Genomic DNA, 26,614 nt, shown 5'->3' on the forward strand with positions numbered 1-26,614 from the left:
CCTCCCGACCTCTTTCACGCTTCTCTTTCCACCAGTATACCCGCGACCCTCGTGTCGTACTCTGTCGAATATCAAAAACACCCTGTACAAAAGTACAGGATGTTAATGTTTTTATAGAATGGATTCCATTGACGTATGATTAAAGTCCCAAGAAATGCTGTACGCGCTTGCCTTCGACAGTGTAGAGAGTCCCATTGAGGCCGAGAATGTGGTGGCCGTAGGTCCCTTGCAGTTCGATCGCTTCGTACGGGTGCGGAAGGTTCTCGGTGCCACGGTAGAAGGTTTTTTGCAAAGTCGGAGATTGAACGGAATCGTACTTGCCTTCGCGAACGAGGCGCTCGACGAGGCCGATGACGTTCGCATAGCGTTGTCCGTTGGCACCTGCTGCTGCCGCTTCACGAGCTGCTGCCTCTACAGATGCTTCGCCGCCGGATTGGATGTACGTGGTGATCGTCTCTTGGAGGGAGACCAGATCGGTTTCCGCGAGGAGGATCGCCGGGTAGTAGCTGACGTTGCCGTCTTCGATCAACACGCGCAGGTGTGATTCCCCCTCGAGCTTGCCCTTGGCTTCGAGCAGAGAATCTGCCAGAGTGGTGCCGGTCGCCGGCTTCGTGACGACTTTCGGTGCTGCGGATTTCGTTTCAGCTTTGACTTTTGCTTTGGCCGGAGCTTTCGGTTCCGCTGTTTGCGGGGTGGAGGAGGCGCGTTCTTGAAGAAGTGCTGCTACCAGGTTGTAGTGTTCCTCCGTAATCTCATAGAGGCCGCCCTTGACTTGCGGGGCGAACTTCTGCCCGGTGAGTTCTTGCAGTTCTTCACGGGTGATCCCGTTCTTTTTGTCTTCCAAAATCATGTCATATGCAAACGGCACATGGTAGGTAAATTCACCGTTCGAATATTCAATCGCGTTCTCCACGACTTCAGCGCTGGTGATGCGCCCAATCGCGAAGACAGTACCGCTACCGCCGTTCGATTTGGTTTCCAAGACAAGAACAGGACGAGTCGTCTGGCTCAGTTCCGTCGCTTTGTTCTCTTCCTTGAACGGGATGTGATCAAAGCGTGCGTCCCCTTTTTGCCGCCAGACTTGTTTTACGTAATACGTAGTCGTTGCTTCACTCATCTCTGTGTTCCTCCTACTTTGAAATCCCGTACCATTACGTTTTCTACACAAAACACAAAAATCCTGCAGAGAACGGGCCTCTGCAGGATTTGCAAATTTACCCAAACATTTAAGACTTAGCCAATGACCAAATTCACCAGTTTGCCCGGCACGACGATCACTTTTTTGATCGACTTGCCTTCGAGCAGATCTTGAACTTTGTCAGAGGCGATCGCTTGCGACTCGATTTCTTCCTTGGTCGCATCTTTCGGGAACACCAGACGCTCGCGCACTTTGCCGTTGATCTGAACGACGTACTCGACTTCATCGAGCACCAGTGCAGACTCGTCGTAGGACGGCCATTCCAGCGCGTACAGTTTCGACGTTTCGCCCATCATCTCCCACAGTTCGGAGGTGACGTGCGGAGCCGCCGGGTGCAACAGGATCACTGCCGTGCGAATCGCTTCGGCCTTGGTGCCTGCGTCTGCACCTTCCGGATACGCATAGATCGCGTTGACCAGTTCCATGATCGCCGAGATCGCGGTGTTGAACTGGTAGCGGCTGCCGATGTCCTCGGTGACTTTCTTGATCGTGGCGTGCGTGGTCATGCGCAGTTTCTTTGCCGCTTCACCCGATGCGTCTGCAGCGAGGTTTTTCTTGCGCAGGATCGGAATGTGGTTGTCGACCATGCGCCAGACGCGGTTCAAGAAGCGGTGTGCGCCCTCGACGCCTTGGTCGCTCCATTCCAGGTCGCGATCCGGCGGAGCTGCGAACAGGATGAACACGCGGGCGGTGTCGGCCCCGTACTTGTTGATGATGTCTTCCGGCGAGACGACGTTGCCTTTGGACTTCGACATCTTCGCCCCGTTCAGGACGACCATGCCTTGGGTCAGCAGGCTCTCGAACGGCTCCACGAAGTTGACCAGACCTGCGTCGTGCAGGACTTTGGTGAAGAAGCGAGAGTACAGCAGATGCAGGATGGCGTGCTCGATGCCGCCGACGTATTTGTCAACCGGCAGCCAGTTGTTGGCAGCTTCCGTGTCGAACGGCAGTGTGCCGTCGCCCTTGCCGGTGTAACGCAGGTAGTACCAAGAAGAGTCGATAAATGTATCCATGGTGTCGGTCTCACGGCGAGCCGCACCGCCGCAAGACGGGCAGGTGGTGTGAACAAACTCGTCGTTGGTTTCCAGCGGCGACTTGCCCTTGACGCCGAAGTCAACGTGTTCCGGCAACAGAACCGGCAGTTGGTCCTTGGGAACTGCAACGGTGCCGCAAGACGGGCAGTTGATCATCGGAATCGGAGCTCCCCAGTAGCGTTGACGCGAGATCAGCCAGTCGCGCAGACGGAACGACGTCGTCGCTTTCCCGATGCCTTTTTGCTCCAAGAGTTCGGTGATTTTGACCAACGCTTCGCTGTTCGGCATGCCGTTGAACTCAGCGGAGTTGATCAGCACTCCGTCTTCGGTGAATGCGGCGGTCAGCGCTTCCTGATGACCCGGATCGATGACCGGGATGATCGGCAGCGAGTATTTGCTTGCAAACTCGAAGTCGCGCTCGTCGTGCGCCGGAACGCCCATGACGCAGCCGGTACCATAGTCAGGCAGGACGTAGTTGGCAATCCAGATCGGCAGTTTCTCGCCGGTCAGCGGGTGTACCGCATGGGCGCCGGTGAAGATCCCGACTTTCTCCGCATCGGTCGAGGTGCGCTCGATATCGGACGCTTTGCGAACTTGGTTGATGAAGGCTTGTACCTCCGCCCCTTGTTCGTAACCCTCGATCAGCTTCTGCACCAGTTCGTTTTCCGGGGCCAATACAACGTACGAGACGCCGTACACCGTGTCCGGACGGGTGGTGAAGACGGTCAGCGTGTCGTCACGGCCGTCGATTTGGTACGTGATCTCGGCGCCCGTGCTCTTGCCGATCCAGTTGCGCTGCATGGTGATGACGCGCTCCGGCCAGCCTCCTTGCAGCTGTTCCAGATCGTCCAGCAGGCGCTCCGCGTACTCGGTAATCTTGAAGAACCATTGTTCGAGGTCCTTCTTGACCACTTCGCTGTCACAACGCCAGCAAGCGCCGTCGATGACTTGCTCGTTCGCCAGTACCGTGGAGCATTCCGGGCACCAGTTGACGGCCGCTTTTTTCTTATAAGCCAGGCCCTTCTCGTAGAACAGTTGGAAGATCCACTGCGTCCATTTGTAGTAATCCGGCGAGCAAGTCGCCAGTTCACGGGACCAGTCGTAGGACAGGCCCAGTTGTTTCTGTTGGCCGCGCATGAACGCGATGTTGTCATAGGTGGAGACGTTCGGATGCACGCCATGCTGGATCGCAAAGTTCTCAGCCGGCATCCCGAATGCATCCCAGCCCATCGGATGCAGGACGTTGTGGCCGTGCATCTTCTTGAAGCGAGCGACGACATCCCCGATGGAGTAGACCCGGACATGGCCCATATGCAGGCGACCGGAGGGATACGGGAATTGTTCTAAGCAATAGTAGTAAGGTTTGGTGGAGTCGTGCGTCGTATCGTGGGCGTTCGACTCTTCCCATTTCTGTTGCCATTTGGTTTCGACGTCAGACGGGACATAGCGATGTTCGGTCATGGAGAGTTCCTCCTCCTGTGTAAGTTCCTGCTGCGGGGTGTAGACACATGTAAAAAACCTCCCACCCCCAGCGTCTGTTGCGCTAGGGACGAGAGGTTAGGTTATCTTCCCGTGGTACCACCCTACTTCGGCGACAAAAAGTTGCATGTCGCCCTCATTGACGTCCTGTAACGGAGACGATTCCGGCATCAAGTACGCGGCGGGTACGCCGTTCCCTGCTGCAGCTCGGAGGCGAGTTCGTTCGCTTCATTCCTATCGGCTCGCACCATCCGCCGACTCTCTGAAAGGAATTCACAAAGTACTGTTCCTCTTCACAGCTGTTTTCGACATAAACTGTCAGGATCATTTGTTAGTAGTATACGCAAAAAAATTTTGTTTTGTCAACGCGGACGAACTTTTTCTTTGTATTATTTCAGGAGACACTTGTCGCCTATAAGGTGACAGGTGCCCCTTTCATCGAACCGTGTTCTTTGAAGTTCTGGTGCCACGAGTAGGCTTTCTCCAAAACGTGCGGAGTTTGACCGCCACGGGCGCAGGCTTCCTTGAAGTAATCAAGCGCCAACTCCCGATAGCTCGGGTGTACGCAGTTGTTGATGATCACGTTGGCGCGTTCACGGGGCGCCAATCCGCGCAGATCGGCGAGTCCGACTTCGGTGACGAGGATGTCCACATCATGCTCCGTATGGTCAACGTGGGTGACCATCGGGACGATTGAAGAGACGTTGCCGCCCTTCGCCAGCGACTTGGTGACGAAGATCGACATGTAGGAATTGCGGGCAAAGTCGCCCGAGCCGCCGATTCCGTTCATCATGTGCGTCCCCATGACGTGCGTGGAGTTCACGTTGCCGTAAATGTCCGCTTCAAGCGCCGTGTTGATTGCGATCAAACCGAGTCGACGGATCACTTCCGGATGGTTGGAAATCTCTTGCGGACGCAGGAGCAGTTTGTCTTTGTACTTGTGGATGTTGCGGAAGAACTCTTGCGCTTTGGCGGGCGACAGCGTGATCGAAGAGCCGGACGCAAACACCATCTTGCCGTCGTCAAGCAAGTCGAACACGGAGTCTTGGAGGACTTCCGAATACATCGTGAGGTCCTGGAACGGCGATTTCAGCAAGCCGTGCATCACGGCGTTTGCCACGGAGCCGATGCCCGATTGCAGCGGCATCAGTTTTTCGGTCAGACGTCCCTGTTTCATTTCGTGTTTAAAAAAATCAACGATGTGGTCGGCCATCTGCTGCGTTTCGGCATCCGGCGGGACGACGTTCGAGGTGTTGTCCGCTTTTTCCGTAATGACGATCGCCGCGATCTTGGACGGGTCGATCGGAATGTAAGGCAGACCGACACGGTCATTCGTGCGCAGGACCGGCACGGGCTCGCGATACGGGCGGCGGGTCGGGATGTAGATGTCGTGCATGCCTTCCAGCTCAATTGGCTGCGCGAGGTTGAGTTCGATGATGATCTTGTCAGCGAGGATGGCGAATGTCCCGCTGTTGCCAACGGATGTCGTCGGGACGATTCCACCGTCCTCCGTAATTGCAACCGCTTCCACGATCGCGACGTCGATGTTGCCCATCTGGTTCGAGCGAACCATCTCGACAGTTTGGCTCAAGTGTTGGTCGATGAACATGACTTCACCGCCGTTGATGGCTTTGCGCAACACAGGCTCCGCTTGGAACGGCAGACGACGTGCCAGAACGTTTGCTTCGGTGAGGATGCGGTCCACTTCATCGCCGACAGATGCGCCGGTCCAGAGGTTGATTTTTAACGGCTTTGCTTCTTCTTGCGCACGACGGGCGAGCGCGAGCGGCACCACTTTGGCGTCGCCGGCGCGAGTGAAACCACTGATGCCGACGGTCATGCCGTCTTTTATATGAGTGGCCGCTTCTTCGGCCGATACAATTTTACCAATCAATGATTTCAAACGAATCCGATCCATGTACATGTCTGGTCCCTCTCTTTTTCTAGACTTGTGTAATCAGCGTACCGAACATGTGTGGGTTGTGTCGAATTTGTTACAGCCTCGGAAAAGCCGAAAATTCCCCATTTACATAGAAAAAACTGAGGGTGTCTGGCAGACCCTCAGTATTTCGCCTAACGAACGTTCAGTCACCTGACTGTATATCAAAGGTGTCGCTCAAAAGCGGCCAGTACCCCGGCATGGCGATCCCTTGCACTTGCACAGACACACCGGCGAGGCCGAGATCATGGACGAGACAGAGTTTGGCGGCGATGCTGCGTTGGTCTTCGTACCAGACTTGGCGCAGTTGCCCGTCTTCGGCGCGATACGTGTACATCGGCGTCACGGCACGGTCGTCCCAATGGATCTGCTGCGGAAGTTCTGTGACGACGTCAGGGTCGACTTCCGGTCCGAACAGCACAAGAGATGCGAGTTTGTCGCTTTTGTAAGGCATCGGCCAGTCGAATCCGTAGAACGGGAGGCCGAGCAAGAGCTTCTCACGGGGAATGAACGTCAGCGCATAGCCAAGTGAGCGACGAACGAGATGAAGCGGTGTGAGCGCCATCGGAGGGCCGTCAACGCGCCCGTACGCCTCCTCCGCGTTCCAAACGATGCGATCGGCGAAGGTTTGCAACAGCCCGATGTCATAGGCCCGCTCTTCGTTGTCATGCGGGGGGACGGCGATGTAGAGCTTGCCCCGTTTCTGGTGAACGCGCAACGCCAACTCGCGAACGAACCGGGTAAATGCCGACCTCGCCGATACCGGCAAGTTTGTGAATTCCAAATGAATGCCCGCAAACTCATCTTGGGCAATCCAAGGTCGCAATTGTTGAAAAAACTCCTGTCGGCTCGGTCCGTACGTCACGATCCGCTCCGCCGCTGTCTCGTCCTCCGGTGCAACTAAGAGCATCAGCCGTACCGGCCGCGCAGGAGCGGACTCCTGAGCGGAGAACGCAGGCTCAGAACCTTGCACAGCAGTTTTGCGGCTTTCGTACAGCGGCGGCATGCGAAGCGTCCCGTCCTCCGCCGCCAAAGCTGCCGCAATGCTCAAGCTTGAGATATGATCCACGGCATCGTCGAGGGTGGCGAGTTCTTCGTACTCGCCTTGGACTTCGAGCCGCAGATTGACTTCGATTTGCTTTTTCTGCAACACCGGGAGCGGAATCGTCAACACCCGCCCGACCGGAAGGGACTCGCGCGCTAAAGTCTGATTGGCGGCGAGGAGAATTTTTTCCGGGATGTGAAACTGGTTGGCGATCTTGCGCAGGGTGTCTCGTTCCTTGATCGTATAGGTTTCCAAAAGAGTCGGCACCTGCGTGGGGACCAGGAGCGTAGTGCCCGGCAAGAGCACGTCGGTCTCCAAACCGTTCACTTGTGCAATCTGGTCGGCCTCTACGCCGACGGCGCGGGCGATTCCTTGCAAGTTCTCGCCTTTTTTGACTAGATGTATATACATGAGCGCCCATCCACCCTCCTGCGGTTGGAGTACCCACAGGATATGTGACAGCCGCCTATCTCGCTACAAAAAAGAGCCGTTCCGATGAATTTGTCGGCACGTCCCAAGCAAAGTCTGCATATACTTCTACCGTTGTGAATCCAACATCTCTCAACATGCCTCGCAAAACGTCCACGTCGTAGGCTCGTTGTACATGAAACTCATGAAACCGGCGGTACAGTTCCTCTTCCTCATCTTCCAAGGCAAAAAACGTGATGTCGTATTCCACGAGCTGTTTCTCCTCGTCATACCGACTTTGCCACAGGTAGGTCACTTCGTCGTTGTCCTCGTAAAACACGTTGTTTCCCAACTTCTCGCGCAACTTGTACACGCTATGTACGTCAAATAAAAAACACCCGTCCGGCTTCAAGTTTTGCCGTACGCGTGCGAACGTCTCCCGCAGGTCTTCCCTCTCCAAGATGTAGTTGAGCGAGTCGCAAAACGAAACGGCGAGATCGACTCTCTCCGGCAGCTTCAGCTCCCGCAAGTCTTGGCAGAGAAAGCGCAATTTCGGCGACGGGCGCTCCACTTTGCTCTGGGCGATCATCAGCATCTCTTCGGACAGATCGACGCCGGTAACGGTGTAGCCTCTCTGGAACAATTCGTGGGTCAGTTTGCCTGTGCCACAGCCCAAATCGGCAATATGGCGCGGTCCCAAATCATACCGCGCCATCGCCTGTTCCAAAAAGGTCATCCACCGTTCGTACGGAGCATCCTGCATGAGCTGATCGTAAAACTCGGCAAACTCTCCATAAGCTGTCACAGTGTAAGACCTCTCTTATTCAATTATGCGAATCTCGGTTCTTCCAAGTCACACTACGCTCAATTGAGGCGCGTCGCCCCAAACACGTTCAAGGTTGTAGAATTCACGTTCTTCCGCACGGAAGACGTGAACCACGACGTCGCCAAAATCAACGAGAATCCAGCGAGCTTCGTCGTACCCTTCCATCGCCTTTTTTTGAACGCCGCGTTTTTCCATTTTCTCCACGACGCCATTGGCGATGGCTTGAACTTGAGTGTTGGAATTTCCGCTGCAGATGATGAAATAATCGGCGAGCACGGACAAATTTGCGATGTCCAAAATCACCACGTCGTTCGCCTTCTTATCTGCGGCAGCGTCAGCCGCAAATCGCGCCAATTCCAAAACTCGTTCTCTCATTGACATGCCTCCTAGACTAGGGGTGGGGTACACCTGCTACCATAGTATTCGACAACGGGTATTAAAGTTTCCGCTTGTCCTTGATTTTTTGCCACAAATCATTGCGAGCCAACAAGGTCAAGGGAAAAACGGGCTTGTGCAGATCCAAAAGATGGCGGATGGTTCCGTCAAACGCGGTCGCCAACGCCTCATCCAGGTCATTCTCGGCGAGCGTTCGAAGTTCTTCAACGCCCGGGAAGTGTCGGCCGGCTTCGATGTAATCGGCCAAGCAGACCACTTTGTCAAGCAAGGTCATCTCGACGCGGCCCGTCGTGTGGTAGCGAACCGCATCGGCGATCTCTTCGTCGTAGATATTGAATTCCTCACGCAGCATCGTGGCGACGATCGGACCGTGCAAGGTCTCTGCCACTTCGAAGAACGCTTCATCCACACCGCGCTCCCGACCGACTTCGTACCACTGCTCTACCAGCCATTCGCGGGCGTAGTCATGCGTCCAAGCGGCGAGACGTGCTTTGAACGCGTCGGCGCCATAGCGCTTGGCAAGCATGTCTGCCGCCTCAACGACGCCGGAGACGTGTTGGAAGCGTGCGTCGCTCAATGCAGAGCGGACCTTTTCTTTCACTCTCGATTCACTGACCAACGGAATAGTCATATAACTTGTTCTCCTCACTATACCGTATGACCTCGGCGGGAAGGAGATGCTTGACAGACAGATTCTTACACAATCTGTCACGCAACCACGTCGAGGAGATGTCCAAGCCGGGCATGTCCACGATTCGGACGCATTCGTTGATATGCGGGTAGAGCGCAAGCACCATCTGACAGCTCGACTTGAGGTCTTCGCCCGGTCGGTTCAGGGCGAGGATCGTGGCTTGTTCCAAGATCCCCTCCACAGATTTCCACTTCGGCAACAGCCGGAGATTGTCCGCTCCGATGATCAGAAACAACTCATCGTTAGGATGCTGAGCGCGGATGTGACTCATCAAGTCCACGGTAAAGGACGGACCCGACCGGTCCAACTCCCAGGAGGAGACCGCGAACTTCGGGTTGTCGGCAATCGCCAGTTTGACCATCTGAAGTCGATGGTGCCCCTCCGTGATCTGCCGTCCGACTTTGAGCGGATTCACTCCCGCCGGGACGAACACAACGCGGTCCAACCCCGCCTCTTCCATGGCCACTTGGGCCACGACCAGGTGTCCGATGTGGATCGGGTCGAACGTCCCTCCGAAAATGCCTAGCCGCATAGGACCACCTCCTGCACACAAGGTCTACGGAAGTTCGATTTGTTTGTTCTCGGTCGATTCTTTGTACAACACGACCTGCTTGCCGATCAGTTGAACCAATTCAGCTCCCGTGCCTTCCGCGAGCTGCTTGGCGACAACGTCTTTGTCTTCTTCACAGTTTTGCAGGATCGAAACTTTGATCAGCTCCTTGGATTCCAAGGCCAAGTTGAGCTGTTCGATCATGTTGGCCGATACTCCGCCTTTGCCCACTTGGGTGACGGGGGTAACGTGGTGCGCCAGAGAGCGCAGGTGACGCTTTTGCTTGCCTGTTAACATATGCGATGAACTCCTTTACGTCTGTGAGCTATTCCAAGCTTGTCCAAATTGAAAGTATAGCACAGTCTACAGACAGGATTCCACCGTTTTCCGCATCACATCCGTCGGCGCGCTCACTCCCGTCCAAAGTCGGAACGCTTCCGCCCCTTGGTGAATGAACATGCCAAGCCCCCCGCTGACGAGGCAACCAAGTGCTTGAGCCTCTTGCAAAAAGCGCGTTTGGCGCGGGTTGTAGATGAGATCGCTCACCCATTGCCCCGGTCGTAACAGGGTCGGATCGAGCGGCATCTCCTCCACATGTGGATGCATGCCGACGGGCGTTGTGTTCACCACGAGATCGTACTCAGCGACTTGTGCGCTGATGTCCTCGAGTGTCACTGCGTCTGCTCGGGTGATGTCGGAGAGCGACGAGAGTAACTCCGCCGCTTTGGCCACGTTGCGCACGGCGAGGGTGACTTGCTCTGCACCGTCAAGTGCGAGTTGGGTCGCCACAGCGCGTGCCGCTCCACCGGCTCCGATCAAGAGCACGCGGCGTCCTGCTGCTTGAAACCCGGTCTCTTCCCGCAAGGCTGCGAGATAGCCGATCCCGTCCGTGTTGTGCCCGATCAGACGGCCGTCCTCGTTGACGATGGTGTTCACCGCCCCGATCCGCTGTGCGGCGATGCTCAGCTCGTCGAGATAAGGGATCACGGCGACTTTGTGCGGGATCGTGACGTTCACACCGCGAAGTCCGAGGGCCGAAATCGAACGGACGGCCGCTCCAATCTGTTCCGGCAACACATCGAATGCGAGGTAGACATACTGGAGTCCGAGATGGGCAAACGCCGCATTGTGCATCTGCGGCGACTTGGAATGCGCAACCGGATGTCCAAACAGCCCGGTCAGCCGTGTAGGGCTATCAGCCATATCCAATCCCTCCTTTCCCTCAGTCTAGCATGATTTTACCATTATGTCGCCCGACCCTCTCAACAAAAAAAGGATCTGCCACGCCTAGGCGTTGCAGATCCTCTTTTGCCAAAACATCACTTGCGGAACTCGATCTGCAAACGCAATCCCTGTTCGACGAAGGAAAACTGCAAATCGTACAGGTGGTAGTCACGCAATTCCGGTTGTTCGTTTCGAACCACTTGCACACCTTGGTGCAAGGAGTGAATCAAATCGTCAAGCCGCAGCACTTCACCGCGACCGGGAAGGTCTTGCACCATTCGCTCCACGGTCAACCGTCGTTCTGTCCCTGTCATGCGCCCAAACTCCCCCCATGTTGTCGAACTGTCGAAAAACGCGTGTACCCTAGATTATGGGAGGACAGGGTTTGAATATGACAGGGTTTTCGACTAGATGAGCGCGCGGCGGGTATGTACGTCGACGCCCTTGGGCGCATGAACTTTGACCGTCGTATAGTGCTGACCGCGCAGAGTGACCCAGCCGATGCCGGAGATCACGATGTCTTGCGGATGGCCGGATTTGAGCGTGAAGGAATGCGTCACCCAGTTTGTGAGCACCGGGTTGATTTCTTCGCCCTCATACGGCGGCGTCAACAACGTGCCGAGATGTTTCTCGTACAACTCGTCTGCGTTCTCCAACTTCGTGCGGTGAACGTTCAACTGGTTTGCACAGTAGAAGGTAAAGCCTTGCTTCGGGCCTTCCACGTAGTCAACGCGTGCGAGTCCGCCGAGGAACAGCGCTTGGTTGTCATTGAGTTGGAAGGTCTTCGGATTGATGTACTCCTCAGGCGTGATGTCGCGCAAGCCTTTCGGAGAGACGAGGTCGGTCAAGCGGTGCGTCGTCATGATCCCCGGCGTGTCGATGATCGAACCATGGCCCGGCAGATCGATGCGGATCGTAGACAGCGTGGTGCCCGGATAGCGCGAGGTGGTCAGTTCGGCCCCCTCTTCCTCTCCGAAACTGTTCAGCAGGCCGTTGATCAGCGTGGACTTGCCAACGTTCGCCGTCCCGACGACATAGACGTCACGGTTGCCGACGCGGGCTTCGATAGCCGTCTTGACGTTCTCGATCTCGATGCGTTTCTTTGCCGAGACGAGGAAGATCTGGTCGACTGCAACCCCTTGCTTTTTCACCTCATGAGCCAGCCAGTTTTCGACGCGCTCCCAGTTGGTGCTGCGCGGGAGCAAGTCGGCTTTGTTGGCGACGAGGAGAATCGGGTTCTTGCCGACGTATTTTTTGATATCCTTCACCCACGAGCCGGCGAAGTCGAACAGGTCGACCACTTTGACGACGAGCGCGTTGCGGCGGCCGATGTCGGAGAGAATCTTCTGAAAGCCTTCGTTGTTCAGCGGCACGGGAGCCACTTCGTTGTAATGCTTGATCCGGTAGCAGCGTTGGCAAACCGGGTTCTCGCGCTCGATGACAGAGTTCAGCGGAGCGTAGCCCGGTTCAGACTTCTCCTCCGTTTGGATGGCGATGCCGCAACCACTGCAAGTCAGGTCGAGATCATGATCATGTTGAGACATGTTGGTTTCTTCACTCCCAAGGTATCATTCCGCGTCTGCGCAAGATTGAGAACGCGATGCGCTCCATCGCACGCAGCACTTTGGTGCCGATAAATTCCTTCTCGCCCACGGGAACGACGAGAATGGTGTACATGCCCATTCTGTTCCCGCCAAGCACGTCTGTAAACAGTTGGTCGCCGATGACCACCGTGTCTTCGCGCTTCGTGCCAAGCACTTCAAGAGCGCGGTGAAACGGCGTGTTGCTCGGTTTCTTGGCCTTGGCAACCCACGGGATGTTCAAGGGCTTTGCGAAGCGCTCCACCCGTTGATGATTGTTGTTGGAGACGATGCAGACTTTGATGCCGTAAGTATCGCGCACATGGTCGAGCCATTGCAAGATCTTCGGCGTCGCATCCGGTTCGTCCCATCTGACCAGCGTGTTGTCAAGGTCAGTGATGATGCCGCGAACGCCTCGTGCTTTCAGTTGTTCGAGATCGATCTCGTACACCGATTCCACGAAGAGGCTGGGTACCAAACGACGCATGGTGTCTCACCTCATGTTTAGGTATGTCCGTCACTTGTTGAGAATATCATACAAGTTCCGAATAAAAAAGGAAAAAACCTCTGTGCCCGGCTCGAGCGTAGGACAGAGGTTTTTTCGAATACATCTACTGTTGTACTATTGTTATTAGACAGAAGTGTGGAAAAATCCTTTTCGACATCGCTTGGTATTTCTTGTCCCTTTTTAGACAACTGTGCCGAGAGATGTTTTTTCGTCCTCCTGCGATTCCCGTTGCTGTTGAAGGTCGATGAACATCTGAGCGAATTCCGGGTCCCATTGGGTGCCTTTGCCATCTGCGAGGATGGCGAGGGCTTTTTCTACAGGCATGCCCTTGCGGTACGGGCGGTCGGACGTCATCGCGTCAAACGCATCCGCCACCGCCATGATCCGTCCGAACAGCGGAATCTCAAGGCCTGCGAGACCATCCGGATAGCCACGCCCGTCATAGCGTTCGTGGTGGGAACGCACGCCCGGCAACAACGGAGCCATCGCTTCGACCGGCTGAATCTGCAAGAGAATCGCTTCGCCAAGCACCGGATGGAGTTTGATCTGCGCGAACTCTTCGTCGGTGAGCTTGCCCTCTTTGAGCAGGACATTGTCGCGAATGCCGATCTTGCCGATGTCGTGCAAGAGCGCAGATTTGTTCAGCAGATCCAGTTGTTCCGGTATCATGCCGTACGCACCCCCAATCTGCACGGAGTATTTGGCAACGCGCATGGAGTGACCTGCTGTGTAAGGGTCACGAGCGTCGAGGGCTGCGGCGAGGGTGGCGAAGTAGGACTCCAACAGTTGTGTATTGTGTTCGTCACGGATGCGCAAGTCGGTCACCATGCGGTTGAAGCCGGTGATCAGCCGTGAGAATTCGTCAGAGTACAAGTCGGACGCTTGCACGGTAAACCGACCGCGCTGGACTTGGCGCATCATCTCTTGCAACTCTTCGACCGGTTGCTGAACGGCTCGTGCCATCAGCACCGCACTTGCCCCCGAGAAGGCCACACCGAGCAAGAGAACGAGGAGTGCCCATTGCCAGTACCCGTCGAACAGATTCGACGTCTCCGCCAATCGGATGTTGGTAGCAAGACCAAACAACATCGTCGGAATCGTCCCGATCAACAGCGCCGAGAGCGTATACTTGCGGCGGGTGGAGACGAGCACTTCCCCGTTGAGCGAGAGGTCGAGCGAGAACTCCTGCAAACTCCATGTGCGCAAGTAGGAGAGCATCGGACGAATCGCTTCGGTCGTCAAGTAGAACTCGATCATCGCATGCATCAGCGAGACGAGCACACAGCCCAGACTCGCCAACCAGATCATGCGGTACGGCAGATGCAACCACCCGTAGGAGATGGAAGCCACCGAGAGGACAACTCCCGGGATCGTGAAGCCGAGCATATGCGGACCGAGCGTCCGCTTGACGGTGAGCAACGGCATGCTGTGCAAACGAAGGTACGCCTGCTCGACATCTTGCACCGAACGGGATTGCCGCAGGAAAACATGGCGAATCGGCGCAATCTGGCGGAGGAACCAGAATCCCTCCACCGTAAACATACACGCAAGGGAAATCGCGAGGATGACCACCATGGTCAACATGTCTCTCTCTTGCAATTCCAAGGTGGAAAACATATAGAGACCGCCGATTCCAAATACGGCGACCATTGATCCGAGGAAATAATTGCGAACTAACGTGCGAAGGAAACGTTGGTAGATGGACATGTATTCAACCTGCCTTCGTCTTGAGTCGGGTAACGTGCTTGTACAGTTTCGGTGAGGGCGGGTCGAACTCCTGCTGTAGAACGTATGAAGAACGAACCGGAGACATTCCTTGCATAAAAAAAGCTGCGACCGAGTAGCGGCCACAGCTTCTTTTTGCTAACAACAGCGGGTGACTTCCCCGGAATCGTAGCGTTCCTTCAAGCGTTGCAAGTAAAAGTCGCGCTCCGAGAGCGGTTCTTGGTCGGGATGGGTGGCGTTGTGATGCTCAAGATACTTTTCATAGTCGGGCATCCCGAAAATCGTCTTCACCGAGGAACGCGCCTTGCTCATCCAGACGAGGGCGTTCTTCATAACGCACCCCTCCTCTTTTGAGATTAGAGATTCAAGTTTTGGTTGGTGGACTGGATAAACGGTGTCTCCGAAAGCGGCGGAGTCTTGCGGCCGGAGAGAATTTGAATCCAGACCCGAGCTGCGTCGAGCACGATCAATACGACAATCGCCATGAAGATCCCGCAGACTACTGCGTCGAGACGGTCGTTGAAAATGATCTGGTTCATCTGAGCGGTCGTCTTCGCCGGTGCCAGCAATTTGCCGGCATCAAGCGATGCTTGGTACTTGTCAGCATGGACGAGGAAGCCGATCTTGAGGTCTTGCGAGAAGATCTTCATCCAGCCGGCTGCAAGCGTCGTGGTGAGCAACCAGATCAGCGGAATGACGGTGACCCATACGTGTTTGACTTTGCCCGATTTGAGCAGGAACGTAGTCCCGACGGTAAGCGCGATCCCCGCAAGCATCTGGTTGGAAATCCCGAACATCGCCCACAGCGAGTTGATCCCGCCGAGCGGATCGATAACGCCCGCGTAGAGGAAGTACCCCCATCCGGCCGTAATCAACGCAGAGGCAAAGATATTCGCGAACACATTATCGGTGCGGCCCATTGCCGGAACGATGTTGCCAAGCAAGTCTTGGAACATGAAGCGACCGATCCGGGTACCTGCGTCGATCGTGGTCAAGATGAACACCGCTTCAAACAGAATCGCGAAATGATACCAGAACGCGGTCATCGCGGAACCGCCGAGGAACTTGGTGAAGATCGCCGCCATGCCGACTGCAAGCGCCGGAGCGCCGCCGGTACGAGCGAGAATCGAGTTCTCGCCAACGTCCTTCGCCCATTGGGTGAGGGTCGCGGCGTCAACGGTGAAACCGAGCTTCTGGATGGCGATGACCGCCGAGTTGACGTCAGCGCCAAGCACGGCTGCCGGAGAGTTGATCGCGAAGTAGACGCCCGGCGTGAGCGCACAAGCGGCGATCAACGCCATGATGGCAACACCGGACTCCATCAGCATACCGCCGTACCCGATGAAGCGTGCGTGGGATTCCTTTTGCACCATTTTCGGCGTGGTGCCCGACGAAACGAGAGCGTGGAAACCGGAAATCGCCCCACATGCGATCGTGATGAACAGGAACGGGAACAACGGACCTGCAAAGACCGGGCCGGAGCCGTCGAGGAAGCTCGTGATCTTCGGCATGTGGATCTCCGGACGGACGATCAAGATACCGATCGCGAGCAAACCGATGGTGCCGATCTTCAAGAACGAAGACAAGTAGTCGCGCGGTGCAAGCAAGAGCCAAACCGGCAAGATGGAAGCGATGAAGCCATACCCCATGAGCATCCACGCGAGGGTGGTTTTCTCATAGTCAAAGTAGTGCGCGATGGACGAATCAGCCACAACTTGGCCGAAATAAAGTGCGAGCATCAACAGAACGAACCCGATCACGGAGCCTTCCAAGACGCGACCCGGACGGATGAAGCGCATGTACACGCCCATGAACAGAGCGATCGGAAGCGTTGCGAACACTGTGAAGGTAGCCCACGGAGAATGGAACATCGCATTGACGACGACCATTGCCAGAACTGCGATCAAAATGACCATGATCGCCAAGACACCGACCAAAGCGAGTGTGCCGCCAAACGGCCCGATCTCGTCTTTGGCAATTTGACCGAGCGATTTCCCGTTGCGGCGCATCGAGCCGAACAGAATCACGAAGTCTTGGACGGCACCGCCGAGCACGACGCCGACGAGAATCCAGATCATGCCGGGCAAGTACCCCATCTGCGCGGCGAGGATCGGACCGACCAACGGACCGGCACCTGCAATCGCTGCGAAGTGGTGACCGAACAACACCCACTTGTTGGTGGGGACATAGTCTTTGCCGTCGTCGTTGATTTCAGCAGGCGTTGCCCGCTTGTCATCGAGGCCAAAGACGTTTTTCGCCATGTATTTCGAGTAGAAGCGATACCCGATGGCATACGTGCAGACGGCTGCGATGACGATCCAAGATGCGGAAATCGTCTCGCCGTTGTTGATCGCAAGCAGCGCAAACGCTACGCCGCCGAGGACTGAGACCACCGTCCAGATCAGGATCGAGAGCAAATTTTTGTTCACGGTGTGAAGCTCCCCCTTCAAGTAACGGAATATATGAAACCGTTTTACTATTAGAATTATACGACAACTTTGTGAAATTATCATCCTTATCGATAAAAAAACCGACCGTTTCGGATCCGGTCGGTTCTAAACGCTTATAGATAGGAACGAGCTCCGATGTAACGCGGGCCCCAATAGCTGTCGTGGAGAGAGTCGATCTTCACACCGTGCGAAGACGTCGCGGAGATGAACTGGTCGTTGCCGATGTAGAGACCCACATGGGTCGCACCAGCGCCGTAGGTGGTGAAGAACACGAGATCGCCCGCTTTGAGCGAGTCAACGCCGGAGCCGCTTGCGTACATGTCAGCTGCCGTGCGCGGTGCGGAGACGTCGTACTGTGACAGAACATAGCCGACGAAGCCGGAGCAATCAAAGCCGGACGGAGTGCGCCCGCCCCATGCATACGGGGTGCCGAGGTACTTCTCAGCCGTGTCGATGACTTGATCTGCTGTGGTCGTGCCTTTCGCAGCGCGGAGTTTCGACGCAGCTGCTTGAATCGCCGGGCCGGTTTCCGTGCCCACTTTGCCGTTGACTTCGATTCCGTGGTCGCGTTGGAACGCGCGAACGGCGTCTGCGGTGATCTCACCGTAGTAGCCGGTGTTCTCCGGGTATGTAAAGTAGCCGAGCAGTCGGAGGTCCGCCTGCACTTGAGTAACATCATTGCCGGTCGATCCAATGGTGATGAGGGTCTGTCCGTACGGAACAGCTGCATGTGCTTGCACAGTAGACAGAGACGGCGCAACAAAGACGAGGGCAGCAACAAACAAAGCTTGTACAATACGCTTCAAAATGAAATTTCCTCCCCAAGCGGCCTCCGAGGTTAGTTGACGGGTTCGGGTCGAGAGTAACCCTTCCGCCCGCAGGCGGTTCACCCCATGAAAATAAGTCCCCCGTACTGGTTTGCTTACCAGATTCGGCCAATTTCGACATGATGAAAGTCTACCATACAAATTGTCAGAAATCAACGAAATGAGAGATTCTAGGCAGAAAATAATTTCGACAAGTGAAAGATCAAGAATGAAAGCGATTTCAAAATAAAAACGGTCTCTCATTCGCCGTCCGCGAAGTGAGAGATCTTTTTTTCATAGAGTTTGAAGAACGGATAGTAGATCAGCCCTGCGATCACGAGGTCCACACCTTGCAACACAGCTCCCCGCCACGAACCGTCCGCGAGAAAGCCTCCGAGAAACACCGGCATCGTCAGCGGCGGTTGTACGGTCGGCACAGGGACGAGCCCGGTGTGCATCGCGAGGAAGTTCACCGTCACGATCACCGTGGGAGCCAACAAGAGCGGCAGGACGAGGATGGGGTTTAACGCAATCGGTACGCCGAACACGACAGGCTCGTTGATGTTGAACAGCCCCGGCACCAGCGCCACTCGCCCGACCTGTTTCAACTGCTGGACTTTCGATCGTAACAGAAAGAACACCAACGGAAGCGTCGCCCCCGAACCGCCCAAGTGCGCATACATATGAAAAAACGGCTCCGACACGATGTGTGTCGCCGGCTCCCCTGCTCCCAGCGCTTGGATGTTCTCACTGAGGTTGGTCTGCCAAAGCGGGTAGGCGACCGAAGAAACGACGTTCATCCCGTGGATTCCGACCGCCCAGAGCAACATCATCAGCCAAATCTGCAAGATCGCGGAAGGCAACGTATCTGAGGCTTGCACGAGGAAGCTCAGTTTCGCCATGACGACCTGCGGCAAGGTCAAGGCCGTTGCCGGGTCGAGCGGGTGCGGCGAAAACGTTGTCGTCACCCACCATTCCAGCAGAAACGCACCTCCCACCGCGAGAAAGGCAGGAATCATCATCTCAAACGACTTTGAGACGTTCGGCGGGACGGCGGGCGGCATCTTGAGGATCAATCCGCGCCGGAGCAGAAAGCGATTGAGTTCTGCGACACCGATGCCGGTCAGCATCGACACAAACAGCCCCACCGCGCCGAGATTGTCGAGAAATTGATCGAGCCGGATCGCGTGCAATCCGATGAGATGCCCCTCCTGTCGAACGCCCACCGGCAGGCAGAACACCAACAGTGTCGCCATCGCCATCAACCCCACTCGCCCGCCGTCGATCTTGTAGTGCTTGGCGAGACTTTCGGCAACCCCGTAGCAGACCCAGAACGCAATGAGACCGAATGTGAGCTGAAACGGAACCATCAGCATCGGTCGAGCGTCGGTCAACCACGCATTGATTGCCCCCAGCACGCCGTCCTGAATGCCTTCGGGCAGTGGAGGAATGGCAAAGATCAAGAAAATCGAGCCGACGATGATCATCGGCAACGCGCTTCCAATAAAAGCATTGCGGATCGCCTGCATATAGCGGTTCTCCACGACCCGTGCAGTCACGGGCAAAATCGTGCGTTCCATGAAAAGCAGGAGTTTGTTCATGAGGTCAGACTCCCTGCTCCATCAAGGCAAGCGCTTGACGCAACGCCCCAGCACCATCGGCGAGCGCGTAGGTCCGGCCCTCAATCACGCCGGCCGGGCGACCGTGAGCGGCGATCGAGTTCATCAAATAGCGCACTTGCGGCGCAATCAAGAACACATCCGCCTCCTCCACGTGATCCTGGACTTCATTGCTGCCAATCGCCCGAATCTGCGCTTGTACACCCGCTTCCTTGGCGGCCGTCTCCATCGAGTTCACCAGAAGCGACGTGGACAGGCCAAAGGAGCAAACCAACACGATGCTGTTCATCCACGTACTACCTCCCCTTGCGCCAACAATCTCCAGAGATGTCCCAACTCACAAGCCGGAACTTCAATTCCTAATGCATCGGTCACGCTCTGCAACGCGTGCAGAATCTGATCGCCCCCTTGAATCGGCGGCGGCAGTTCGCCCCGTTCTTCGGTCGGCCATACGCCGCGTTGCATGCGGTGTTCAATCGCCATGACGAGATGCATCGTCACGCCAATTTGCAAATCGACATCGATCTCGCGCCCCCAGATCTGGGCAAGTTCTTCGAGTGCTTTCACAATCTCCGGCACGAGGAAGTACGGATTGACCCGGCGCACGGTGCGGCGCAACGTCTCAATCAACGCTTCCCACACCGGCGTCTGCGGCTCTTCTCCAATTCTCCATTGCAACGTCGACCCGATCAGATGCGAGATGCGGCGCAGGCCCACGCCGGTGAGAATCTCCTGCGCCGAGACGAACGGGACTCCCTCCAAGTTCGGGTTCAAGGTCCCCGCCACTGCGAGCAACGGGCCGTCGCCGACCAGTTTACGCATCCGCTCCGGTGTTTCTTCTAAAGAAGTGATCGAGATCGGCACGATTTGGAGTTCGTAATCCTCCGGCAACACCAAGCGCTCTTCCAAGATCGCTTTCAACTGCATCGCCGATCCTTGACCTGTGACACAAACGACCGGGAGAACACCTCGACGAACGCTGTGCTCCTCCTCGCGAGTCGTGACATCCCCAAGCGCGCGCTGCACCAATCCGTTTTGCAACGATTCAAGCGTCGTACCCGGTGCAAACGCCGCCCGACGGACAGCATCCATCACCAATCGGGTCGTCACGCCCGGCACCGTTCGCACAGCAAGATCGGTGTTCGCCTGAATCCAATCGCCGACGCCGAGCAGATCGCCCATGTCGACCAACAGCAACACACCCTTGCCTTCATCCACTTGCAGAGCCAACTGCGTCAAACTCTCCGTCACTTCAGGTGTCGGCATCTCCAACGGGACGTTGTACGCAACGCCGTGCCCGGTGCCGAGCAATTGCTGAGCCGTCTCCAACAAGGACGATGCCGTCGACGCACCATGAGCGACCACGATGACGCCGATGCGAGCAAACTGCGGGGTCTCCACGGCGGACGCCAGCAAAGTCGCGACGAAACCGACTTCACTCTCCGGCAGTCGAATTCCCGTCCGTTCTGCAAAAAAGTCCACCATCTCCCCCGCCGCCCGGTACTCATCCGGCGCTTCCACATGCAAATTCGCTAGCCCCGGGCTCTGCAAGGGTGCTCCTGCTCCCAACCGATCAACCGCCGCTCGCAAGTGCAAAGCGGCGCCAAAAACGGTCTGTGACGAAAACACACGCTCCATATGAAGAGAAGCGAGATCGAACATCTCCTCGACCACTTGCAGGAATTCCTCGCCTACCATGACCGCCAAGTCATGACGGCGCGATTCGAACTGTCGCGACACCCGTTGGAGGAAACGACGAAAATACACGTCGATCTCACCGGACAGCACGCGGTTGAGCTCGTCCTCGTTCAGCCCGCGCCGACGCAGTTCGACCGCTTGTTGTTCCAACATCTCGTATACGCTTTCCCCATCGTGATCCGGTTGTGGACCCTCTCCCTCGGTTCCGTGGAGCAACAAGCCCTTGGGGACGTTTTGCAGGAGCCGATCGAGATCTTGTCGCCGTTCCGAAGCTTTCAACAAACCACGGTACACATGGTCGGATGTGTTGCCCAACGAAACTTTAAGCAAGTTGGTGTTCTCTTCCTGCATCTGGGCGAGAAACGCCCGCGCACAGATCAATTGAATCTCGCTCTTGAGTTGCCCGACGTTGGCGGGACAGTCGAACAAAAGCAGCGCTTTCAGCACATCTGACGCAATCCAGAACGGACGTTGCACTCGCGCACTCTCCTCTTGAAACAGGAAGTGAATCAAGGCAAACCGCTCCTCAAGCGTCCGTTCCTCAAGCGAAGGAATCCCAATCCACATCGGAATGCGACGAATGAACGTGATCAAGAGGGAGGACTGCACATCCTCCGTCGTCGCGGCGACCAAGCGAATCTTCGCTTTGCGCGTCGTGTCCGCTTCTCCGAGTCGGCGAAACATCCCCCGATCCAGCAGAGTGAACAGCATCTCTTGCCCCTCCGGCGGAAGTCGATGAACCTCGTCGAGGAACAACACACCGCCGTCCGCTTTCTCGACCAGTCCGGGGCGGTCACGATCCGCGCCCGTATACGCCCCTTTTTCCACACCGAAGAGTTGGGCGAGCAGGAGTTGCGGGTTGTTCGCGTAGTCGGCGCAGTTGAAGGCGATGAACGGCGCCCCATCCGGGAAACGCTCCGTCTCCACCGCAAACCGAAACATACAATCAGCAAAAAGCGTCTTGCCAACACCCGTCGGTCCCGTCAACAATGTGTGCAATCCGTCCGGCGGGTAGAGGATCGCCGCTTTGGCGAGCTCGATCGGCTTTTTCAGAGAGCCGTCCCGTCCCTGTAACGAATCAAACGCCGAGCGACGGTTGACCAACGTCTGCCCGGCGTTTCTCGAAACGGCACGGCGCATGCGGCTGACGATGTCAGCAAAACTGAGCCACGAGCCGTACTCATGCGCCAGTTGCCCGCGTGCGCCTTCGCCCAAACGTTCGATCAATCCTGAATAGGAAAAAAACAAGACCGGTTTCCCACCGATCTTGATCGCTTTTTTCTGCGAGACAAGCCCGTTCAAATCCCGGGAGGCGTTGCTACGGTCGATGCCAAGCTGTTCCCCGGTCACTTCTGCTGTCAATCCTTGGGTGTGAGCGGGACCGACTGCGTCGAGGTCGAATTGTTCGGTTGTCCAATTGTAGAGCAAGAGGTCGACTCGTTCCTGACGCTTCATTGACATCTCCCTTTGGTTGAATTTTATTCGTTAATAATATCATAAAAAACGAACCATTGGGCTTGTTGAGAGTTATTTTTGTTGCTTGTTTTTCATATCGAGCAACACGGCGGCGATGATGATCAATCCTTTGAAGATAAATTGGAAGTACGGGTTGACGTTGGCGAGGATCAAGATGTTGTTCAAGATCCCGATGATGAACGCGCCGATCATCGCACCGCCGATTGTGCCGTAGCCGCCCGCAAGCGAAGTTCCGCCGATGACCGCAGCTGCGACAGCATCGAGTTCAAACGAGTTCCCGCCGTTCGGGTCGGCCGAACCGACACGAGTGGTCATGATAATCCCGGCGATGGAAGCCAGAACCGCAGATGAAACATAGACTTTGGCGAGGTTTTTCTTGACGCTGACTCCCGAGAGGTAGGCCGCTTTGGCATTGCCGCCGATTGCGTACAGATAGCGACCGAACGTCGTCTGCGTCAGAACCCAAATGCCCCAAAGCGCGATGACGGCAAAGACGAGGACGAGGTACGGAATGCCTTGGTAGCTCAAATACATCCAAGCAAACAGGCCGATCCCGGCGAGCGACAGCACGAACGCGATAACCGAATCCACCGAAAAAGACTTCTGACGCATCGACTTGAAGCCGATGAACGCAACGAACAGGAACAAAACTCCGAGCACAACCGCCGAGATGTGAATCGGCAGGAATCCCGTGCCCAATTGCTCGTAGAACTTGTTTTCATCGAGCGCGACGGCAGCACCGTTTGAGAGATACAGAGCAAAGCCGCGAGCAATCGTCATCATCCCAAGCGTGGCGATGAACGGCGGGATGTTGAAACGGGCGATAAACAGCGCGTTCCAGAGACCGATGAGCACGCCACAGACCAGCGTCGCCAAGATGGCAGGCACGACGCCATAGCCTTGGGTCATGCCGAGGATGACCCCCGTCAGTCCCACGACAGAGCCGACGCCGAGGTCGATCCCGCCGGTCAAGATGACCATCGTCATCCCGACTGCGAGGATGCCGTTGACGGCGATCTGCAACGTGATATTGGTCAAGTTCTGCGGTTGAACGAAAAATTCCGAGACGAAATTCGCGATGATGAAGAGGACAGCAAGCGCAATCAGTGTGGAGTAACGGTTGAGCAATTGGCGGCCGTTCAGACCGCCGCGAAGGGGCTCGACTTGGAGACCGGCTTCGGTTTTCATGAGTTATGCCCCCTTGGTTGCCAGTTTCATAATGCTTTCTTGCGTGGCGTCGGCGCGGGAGAGCTCTCCTGCGATCCGCCCTTCCGACATGACGAAAATTCGATCGCTCATGCCGAGCACTTCCGGCAGTTCCGACGAGATCATGATCACTGCGTGACCTGCCGCCGTCAGTTGATTGATCAGTTGGTAGATTTCGACTTTCGCCCCCACATCGATGCCGCGAGTCGGCTCGTCGAGGATCAGGACTTTCGGATTGGTCGCCAACCACTTGGCGAGCACGACTTTCTGCTGATTCCCGCCTGAGAGGTTGTTGACGTTCACTTCGGCGGACGGTGTTTTGGTGCGCAGTTCTTCGATATATCGCTGTGCCAAGACACTCTCTTGCTTGTGATCGAGGATGCCAAGTCGTGAGGATAGAGAGCGCAGCGAGACGAGCGAGGTATTCTCTCGCACGCTGAGCGACAGCACCAGCCCGGATTCCTTGCGGTCTTCCGTGACCAGTGCGAGCCCGGCTTGAATGGCGTCGCGCGGAGTTTGGATGTTCACGGCACGACCTCCGACTTCAACGATTCCTTCTGCCTTCAACCCCAGAGCCCCGAACAACGACATGACCAATTCCGTGCGTCCCGCTCCCATCAATCCTGCGAGCCCAACTACTTCTCCAGCGCGAACATCGAGGTTGACGTTGTGTAACAGAAAGCCGTCTGTGGACTTTTTCACCGAATAGTCCTTGATCGCGAGGAGGACTTCGCCAGGTTCGGAGACGACTTTCGGAAACATCTGCGAGATGTCGCGGCCGACCATCATGGCGATCAACTCATTGCGGGTGACGTCTCTCGTCGCCGCAGAACCGACAGACGTGCCGTCTCGCAGGACGGTGATCGAGTCACAAATGGTTTCGATTTCGTCCATTTTGTGCGAAATGTAGATCATCGTGACTCCCTCGGCCCGCAACTCGCGGATAACGTCGAACAGTTTCTCCACTTCCGAATCGGTCAAGGCGGAGGTCGGTTCATCGAGGACGAGGATCTGGGCTTGGATGGAAATCGCTTTGGCAATTTCGATCATCTGCTGTTGCCCAACCGAGAGAGTCATCACGAGATCGGTCGGGCGAAACGGCAGGCGCAGGCGGTTCAGCAGAGCTTGGGTTTCACGATGCATCCGCTTCCAATCCACAGTTCCAAACTTCTTGGGCTCCCGTCCGAGAAACACGTTCTCTGCAATCGAGAGGCCGGGAATCAAGTTTAATTCTTGGTGGATGATCGCGATTCCGGCGTGTTCCGCCGCGCGGGTGTTGGCAAATTGGCAGACCTTGCCGTCGACGAGGATGTCGCCTTCGTACGTGCCATACGGATAAACGCCCGAGAGAATTTTCATCAAGGTCGATTTCCCTGCCCCGTTCTCTCCGAGCAAAGCCAGCACTTCGCCTTTGTTCGCCGTGAATGTCACGTCGTTCAAAGCGCGGACGCCGGGGAATTCCTTGAGGATGCCTTTCATTTCCAACTTGATCATACTCTCACCTCCTGTAAAAAAGGGAGTGGCCGCGCGGGCCACTCCATCTGGGTGTGGACTCCCTACTCGAGTTTGCCCCAACGTTGTTCCATGTCTTTGACGTTGTCTTTGTTGATCAGCTTAATCGGAGTGAGCAGAACGTCTACTTTGCCTCCTTCGCCGTTGTCGGTGCTGGAAACGGTGCCGAGGTCCTTGACGGTGTCTTGCCATTTTTCGCCCTTCGCGGTTGCGACGGCGATTTTGTACGCGCCAAGGCCGAGGTCATACGGTTTCTTGTCGATGTCTGCACGCAACTCGTTGTGGAAGATCGAGGTCGAAGCGTCTTTGTCCGCGTCCGAGCCGATGACGACCGTTTTGTCGATCAGGCCTTTCGCTTTCAGCGCTTGGACAGCGCCCATCGCCATGCCGGAGTTGTTGGCGAGGACGGCGTCGATGTGTTCGCCCTTGGCAATCAGGTTTTCGACGGTTGCCATCGCTTTGTCACGCGCCCAACCTTGGTGCGGTTGGTCGGCGATGATTTTCACATCCGGGTTCTTCGCGATGACGTCTTTGTTCCCATCGGTGATTTGCTTTGCGACCGAGTTGCCCGCTTCGCCTTCGAGGATGACGACATTGCCTTTGTTGTTGAGTTGCTTGAGAACGTATTCAGCTTGCGTTTGACCGACTTTGAACGAGTCGGCCGTTACGTAAGCGGTTACTTTGGCGTTATCCGGAAGGCGGTCCATCGCGACGACCGGGATTTTTGCAGCTTCTGCCTTTTTGACGATGTTTTTCGCTGTGCCGGTGTTCACGGCATGCAGGATGATGACGTCTACTTTTTTGGCGATCAGGTTTTCGACGTCTCCCATTTGCTTGTTGGCGTCGTTGTTTGCGGAAACCCATTCGAGTTCGACACCGTCTTTTTCGGTGTTGTCGCGCATCGCTTGCTCCATAAACTTGTAGACCGCTTCTTGAGAAGTTGCGACCGAGACGCCGATGCGGATTTTTTTCTTGCCGTTGCTGTCGGTCGATGCCGTGGTGCTGTCTTTGCTCCCGCAGCCGGCGAGTACCAGCGCGAAGACCATCAAGATCGACAGCATGAGAGTTGCGATTTTTTTCATGCCTAGTTGTTCCTCCTTAGAAATTCCAAAATGAAAGCCTTTTCACCGGATAAAGAGTTGCAAGTTGCGTGCCAAGTTTTGTGTGTCGTTCGCAAAACCTTCACAAACCAGGGGAAGAAAAAAGAAAAGACACACATCGCGCGGACGTGTGTCTTGCTTTCA

At 55.9% G+C, this 26,614-nt stretch carries 23 protein-coding genes, 1 riboswitch and 1 other annotated feature; all 23 genes read right to left on the reverse strand.

The window, feature by feature from the left end; genetic code table 11:
- Positions 1–139 precede the first annotated feature (139 nt).
- The 23 genes from JJB07_RS11725 to JJB07_RS11835 all read right to left on the reverse strand — a co-directional run bounded on the left by JJB07_RS11725 (position 140) and on the right by JJB07_RS11835 (position 26,452).
- Entirely contained in the window at positions 140–1,117 is a 978-nt protein-coding gene (locus JJB07_RS11725; RefSeq protein WP_201635199.1) for a hypothetical protein, read from the reverse strand.
- 116 nt (positions 1,118–1,233) lie between these two features.
- Positions 1,234–3,693, reverse strand: a complete 2,460-nt coding sequence (gene leuS, locus JJB07_RS11730) for a leucine--tRNA ligase (RefSeq protein WP_201635201.1) — start codon at positions 3,691–3,693, stop codon at positions 1,234–1,236.
- A gap of 81 nt (positions 3,694–3,774) precedes the next feature.
- Positions 3,775–4,017, reverse strand: a binding site (T-box leader).
- Positions 4,018–4,123: 106 nt separating this feature from the next.
- Entirely contained in the window at positions 4,124–5,635 is a 1,512-nt protein-coding gene (gene scpC, locus JJB07_RS11735) for a succinyl-CoA:acetate CoA-transferase ScpC (protein ID WP_201635203.1), read from the reverse strand.
- A 160-nt stretch (positions 5,636–5,795) separates the two neighbouring features.
- A complete protein-coding gene (locus JJB07_RS11740; protein WP_201635205.1) occupies positions 5,796–7,106 on the reverse strand; it encodes a LysM peptidoglycan-binding domain-containing protein in 1,311 nt (436 codons plus the stop codon).
- Between the two features lie 55 nt (positions 7,107–7,161).
- On the reverse strand, positions 7,162–7,908 hold the full coding sequence (locus tag JJB07_RS11745; RefSeq protein ID WP_347338343.1) for a class I SAM-dependent DNA methyltransferase: 747 nt from the start codon (positions 7,906–7,908) through the stop codon (positions 7,162–7,164).
- A 48-nt stretch (positions 7,909–7,956) separates the two neighbouring features.
- Complete coding sequence (gene rsfS / locus JJB07_RS11750; protein WP_201635207.1) at positions 7,957–8,304, reverse strand: ribosome silencing factor; 348 nt, start codon at positions 8,302–8,304, stop codon at positions 7,957–7,959.
- Between the two features lie 61 nt (positions 8,305–8,365).
- Positions 8,366–8,956 (reverse strand): bis(5'-nucleosyl)-tetraphosphatase (symmetrical) YqeK, encoded by a 591-nt coding sequence (yqeK, locus tag JJB07_RS11755; RefSeq protein ID WP_201635209.1) that lies wholly within the window; start codon positions 8,954–8,956, stop codon positions 8,366–8,368.
- Positions 8,934–9,548 carry a nicotinate-nucleotide adenylyltransferase gene (gene nadD / locus JJB07_RS11760; protein ID WP_201635211.1) on the reverse strand — a complete coding sequence of 205 codons (615 nt, stop codon included), beginning with the start codon at positions 9,546–9,548 and terminating at the stop codon, positions 8,934–8,936. Before nadD ends, yqeK begins: the two co-directional genes overlap by 23 nt.
- Before the next feature lie 24 nt (positions 9,549–9,572).
- On the reverse strand, positions 9,573–9,863 hold the full coding sequence (gene yhbY, locus JJB07_RS11765) for a ribosome assembly RNA-binding protein YhbY (RefSeq protein ID WP_201635213.1): 291 nt from the start codon (positions 9,861–9,863) through the stop codon (positions 9,573–9,575).
- Between the two features lie 66 nt (positions 9,864–9,929).
- Entirely contained in the window at positions 9,930–10,769 is an 840-nt protein-coding gene (locus JJB07_RS11770; RefSeq protein WP_201635215.1) for a shikimate dehydrogenase, read from the reverse strand.
- Between the two features lie 116 nt (positions 10,770–10,885).
- Positions 10,886–11,104, reverse strand: coding sequence for a hypothetical protein (locus JJB07_RS11775; RefSeq protein WP_201635217.1), 219 nt, complete (start codon positions 11,102–11,104; stop codon positions 10,886–10,888).
- Positions 11,105–11,197: 93 nt separating this feature from the next.
- On the reverse strand, positions 11,198–12,334 hold the full coding sequence (yqeH, locus tag JJB07_RS11780) for a ribosome biogenesis GTPase YqeH (protein ID WP_201635219.1): 1,137 nt from the start codon (positions 12,332–12,334) through the stop codon (positions 11,198–11,200).
- A 10-nt stretch (positions 12,335–12,344) separates the two neighbouring features.
- Positions 12,345–12,857 carry a YqeG family HAD IIIA-type phosphatase gene (locus JJB07_RS11785; protein ID WP_201635221.1) on the reverse strand — a complete coding sequence of 171 codons (513 nt, stop codon included), beginning with the start codon at positions 12,855–12,857 and terminating at the stop codon, positions 12,345–12,347.
- Positions 12,858–13,058: 201 nt separating this feature from the next.
- Positions 13,059–14,585, reverse strand: coding sequence for an HD-GYP domain-containing protein (locus JJB07_RS11790; protein WP_201635223.1), 1,527 nt, complete (start codon positions 14,583–14,585; stop codon positions 13,059–13,061).
- 156 nt (positions 14,586–14,741) lie between these two features.
- Positions 14,742–14,936, reverse strand: coding sequence for a YbdD/YjiX family protein (locus JJB07_RS11795; RefSeq protein WP_201635225.1), 195 nt, complete (start codon positions 14,934–14,936; stop codon positions 14,742–14,744).
- Positions 14,937–14,959: 23 nt separating this feature from the next.
- Positions 14,960–17,032 carry a carbon starvation CstA family protein gene (locus JJB07_RS11800; RefSeq protein WP_347338344.1) on the reverse strand — a complete coding sequence of 691 codons (2,073 nt, stop codon included), beginning with the start codon at positions 17,030–17,032 and terminating at the stop codon, positions 14,960–14,962.
- A gap of 134 nt (positions 17,033–17,166) precedes the next feature.
- The gene (locus tag JJB07_RS11805) at positions 17,167–17,859 is read right to left on the reverse strand and encodes a C40 family peptidase (protein WP_201635229.1); all 693 of its coding nucleotides are present in this window, start codon (positions 17,857–17,859) and stop codon (positions 17,167–17,169) included.
- A 6-nt stretch (positions 17,860–17,865) separates the two neighbouring features.
- Positions 17,866–18,000: riboswitch (cyclic di-AMP (ydaO/yuaA leader) on the reverse strand.
- A 119-nt stretch (positions 18,001–18,119) separates the two neighbouring features.
- Positions 18,120–19,460, reverse strand: coding sequence for a PTS sugar transporter subunit IIC (locus JJB07_RS11810; RefSeq protein WP_201635231.1), 1,341 nt, complete (start codon positions 19,458–19,460; stop codon positions 18,120–18,122).
- A 4-nt stretch (positions 19,461–19,464) separates the two neighbouring features.
- The gene (locus JJB07_RS11815; RefSeq protein WP_201635233.1) at positions 19,465–19,767 is read right to left on the reverse strand and encodes a PTS sugar transporter subunit IIB; all 303 of its coding nucleotides are present in this window, start codon (positions 19,765–19,767) and stop codon (positions 19,465–19,467) included.
- Positions 19,764–22,631, reverse strand: a complete 2,868-nt coding sequence (locus tag JJB07_RS11820; RefSeq protein WP_201635235.1) for a sigma-54-dependent transcriptional regulator — start codon at positions 22,629–22,631, stop codon at positions 19,764–19,766. The genes JJB07_RS11815 and JJB07_RS11820 overlap by 4 nt, the downstream gene beginning before the upstream one ends.
- 72 nt (positions 22,632–22,703) lie before the next feature.
- Positions 22,704–23,840 (reverse strand): sugar ABC transporter permease, encoded by a 1,137-nt coding sequence (locus tag JJB07_RS11825; RefSeq protein ID WP_201635237.1) that lies wholly within the window; start codon positions 23,838–23,840, stop codon positions 22,704–22,706.
- 3 nt (positions 23,841–23,843) lie between these two features.
- Positions 23,844–25,352, reverse strand: coding sequence for a sugar ABC transporter ATP-binding protein (locus JJB07_RS11830; protein ID WP_201635239.1), 1,509 nt, complete (start codon positions 25,350–25,352; stop codon positions 23,844–23,846).
- A gap of 62 nt (positions 25,353–25,414) precedes the next feature.
- Positions 25,415–26,452: a substrate-binding domain-containing protein gene (locus JJB07_RS11835; protein WP_201635241.1), complete on the reverse strand. Its 1,038-nt coding sequence runs from the start codon at positions 26,450–26,452 to the stop codon at positions 25,415–25,417.
- Positions 26,453–26,614 lie beyond the last annotated feature (162 nt).

The organism is Tumebacillus amylolyticus, from assembly GCF_016722965.1.
GTDB lineage: Bacteria > Bacillota > Bacilli > Tumebacillales > Tumebacillaceae > Tumebacillus > Tumebacillus amylolyticus.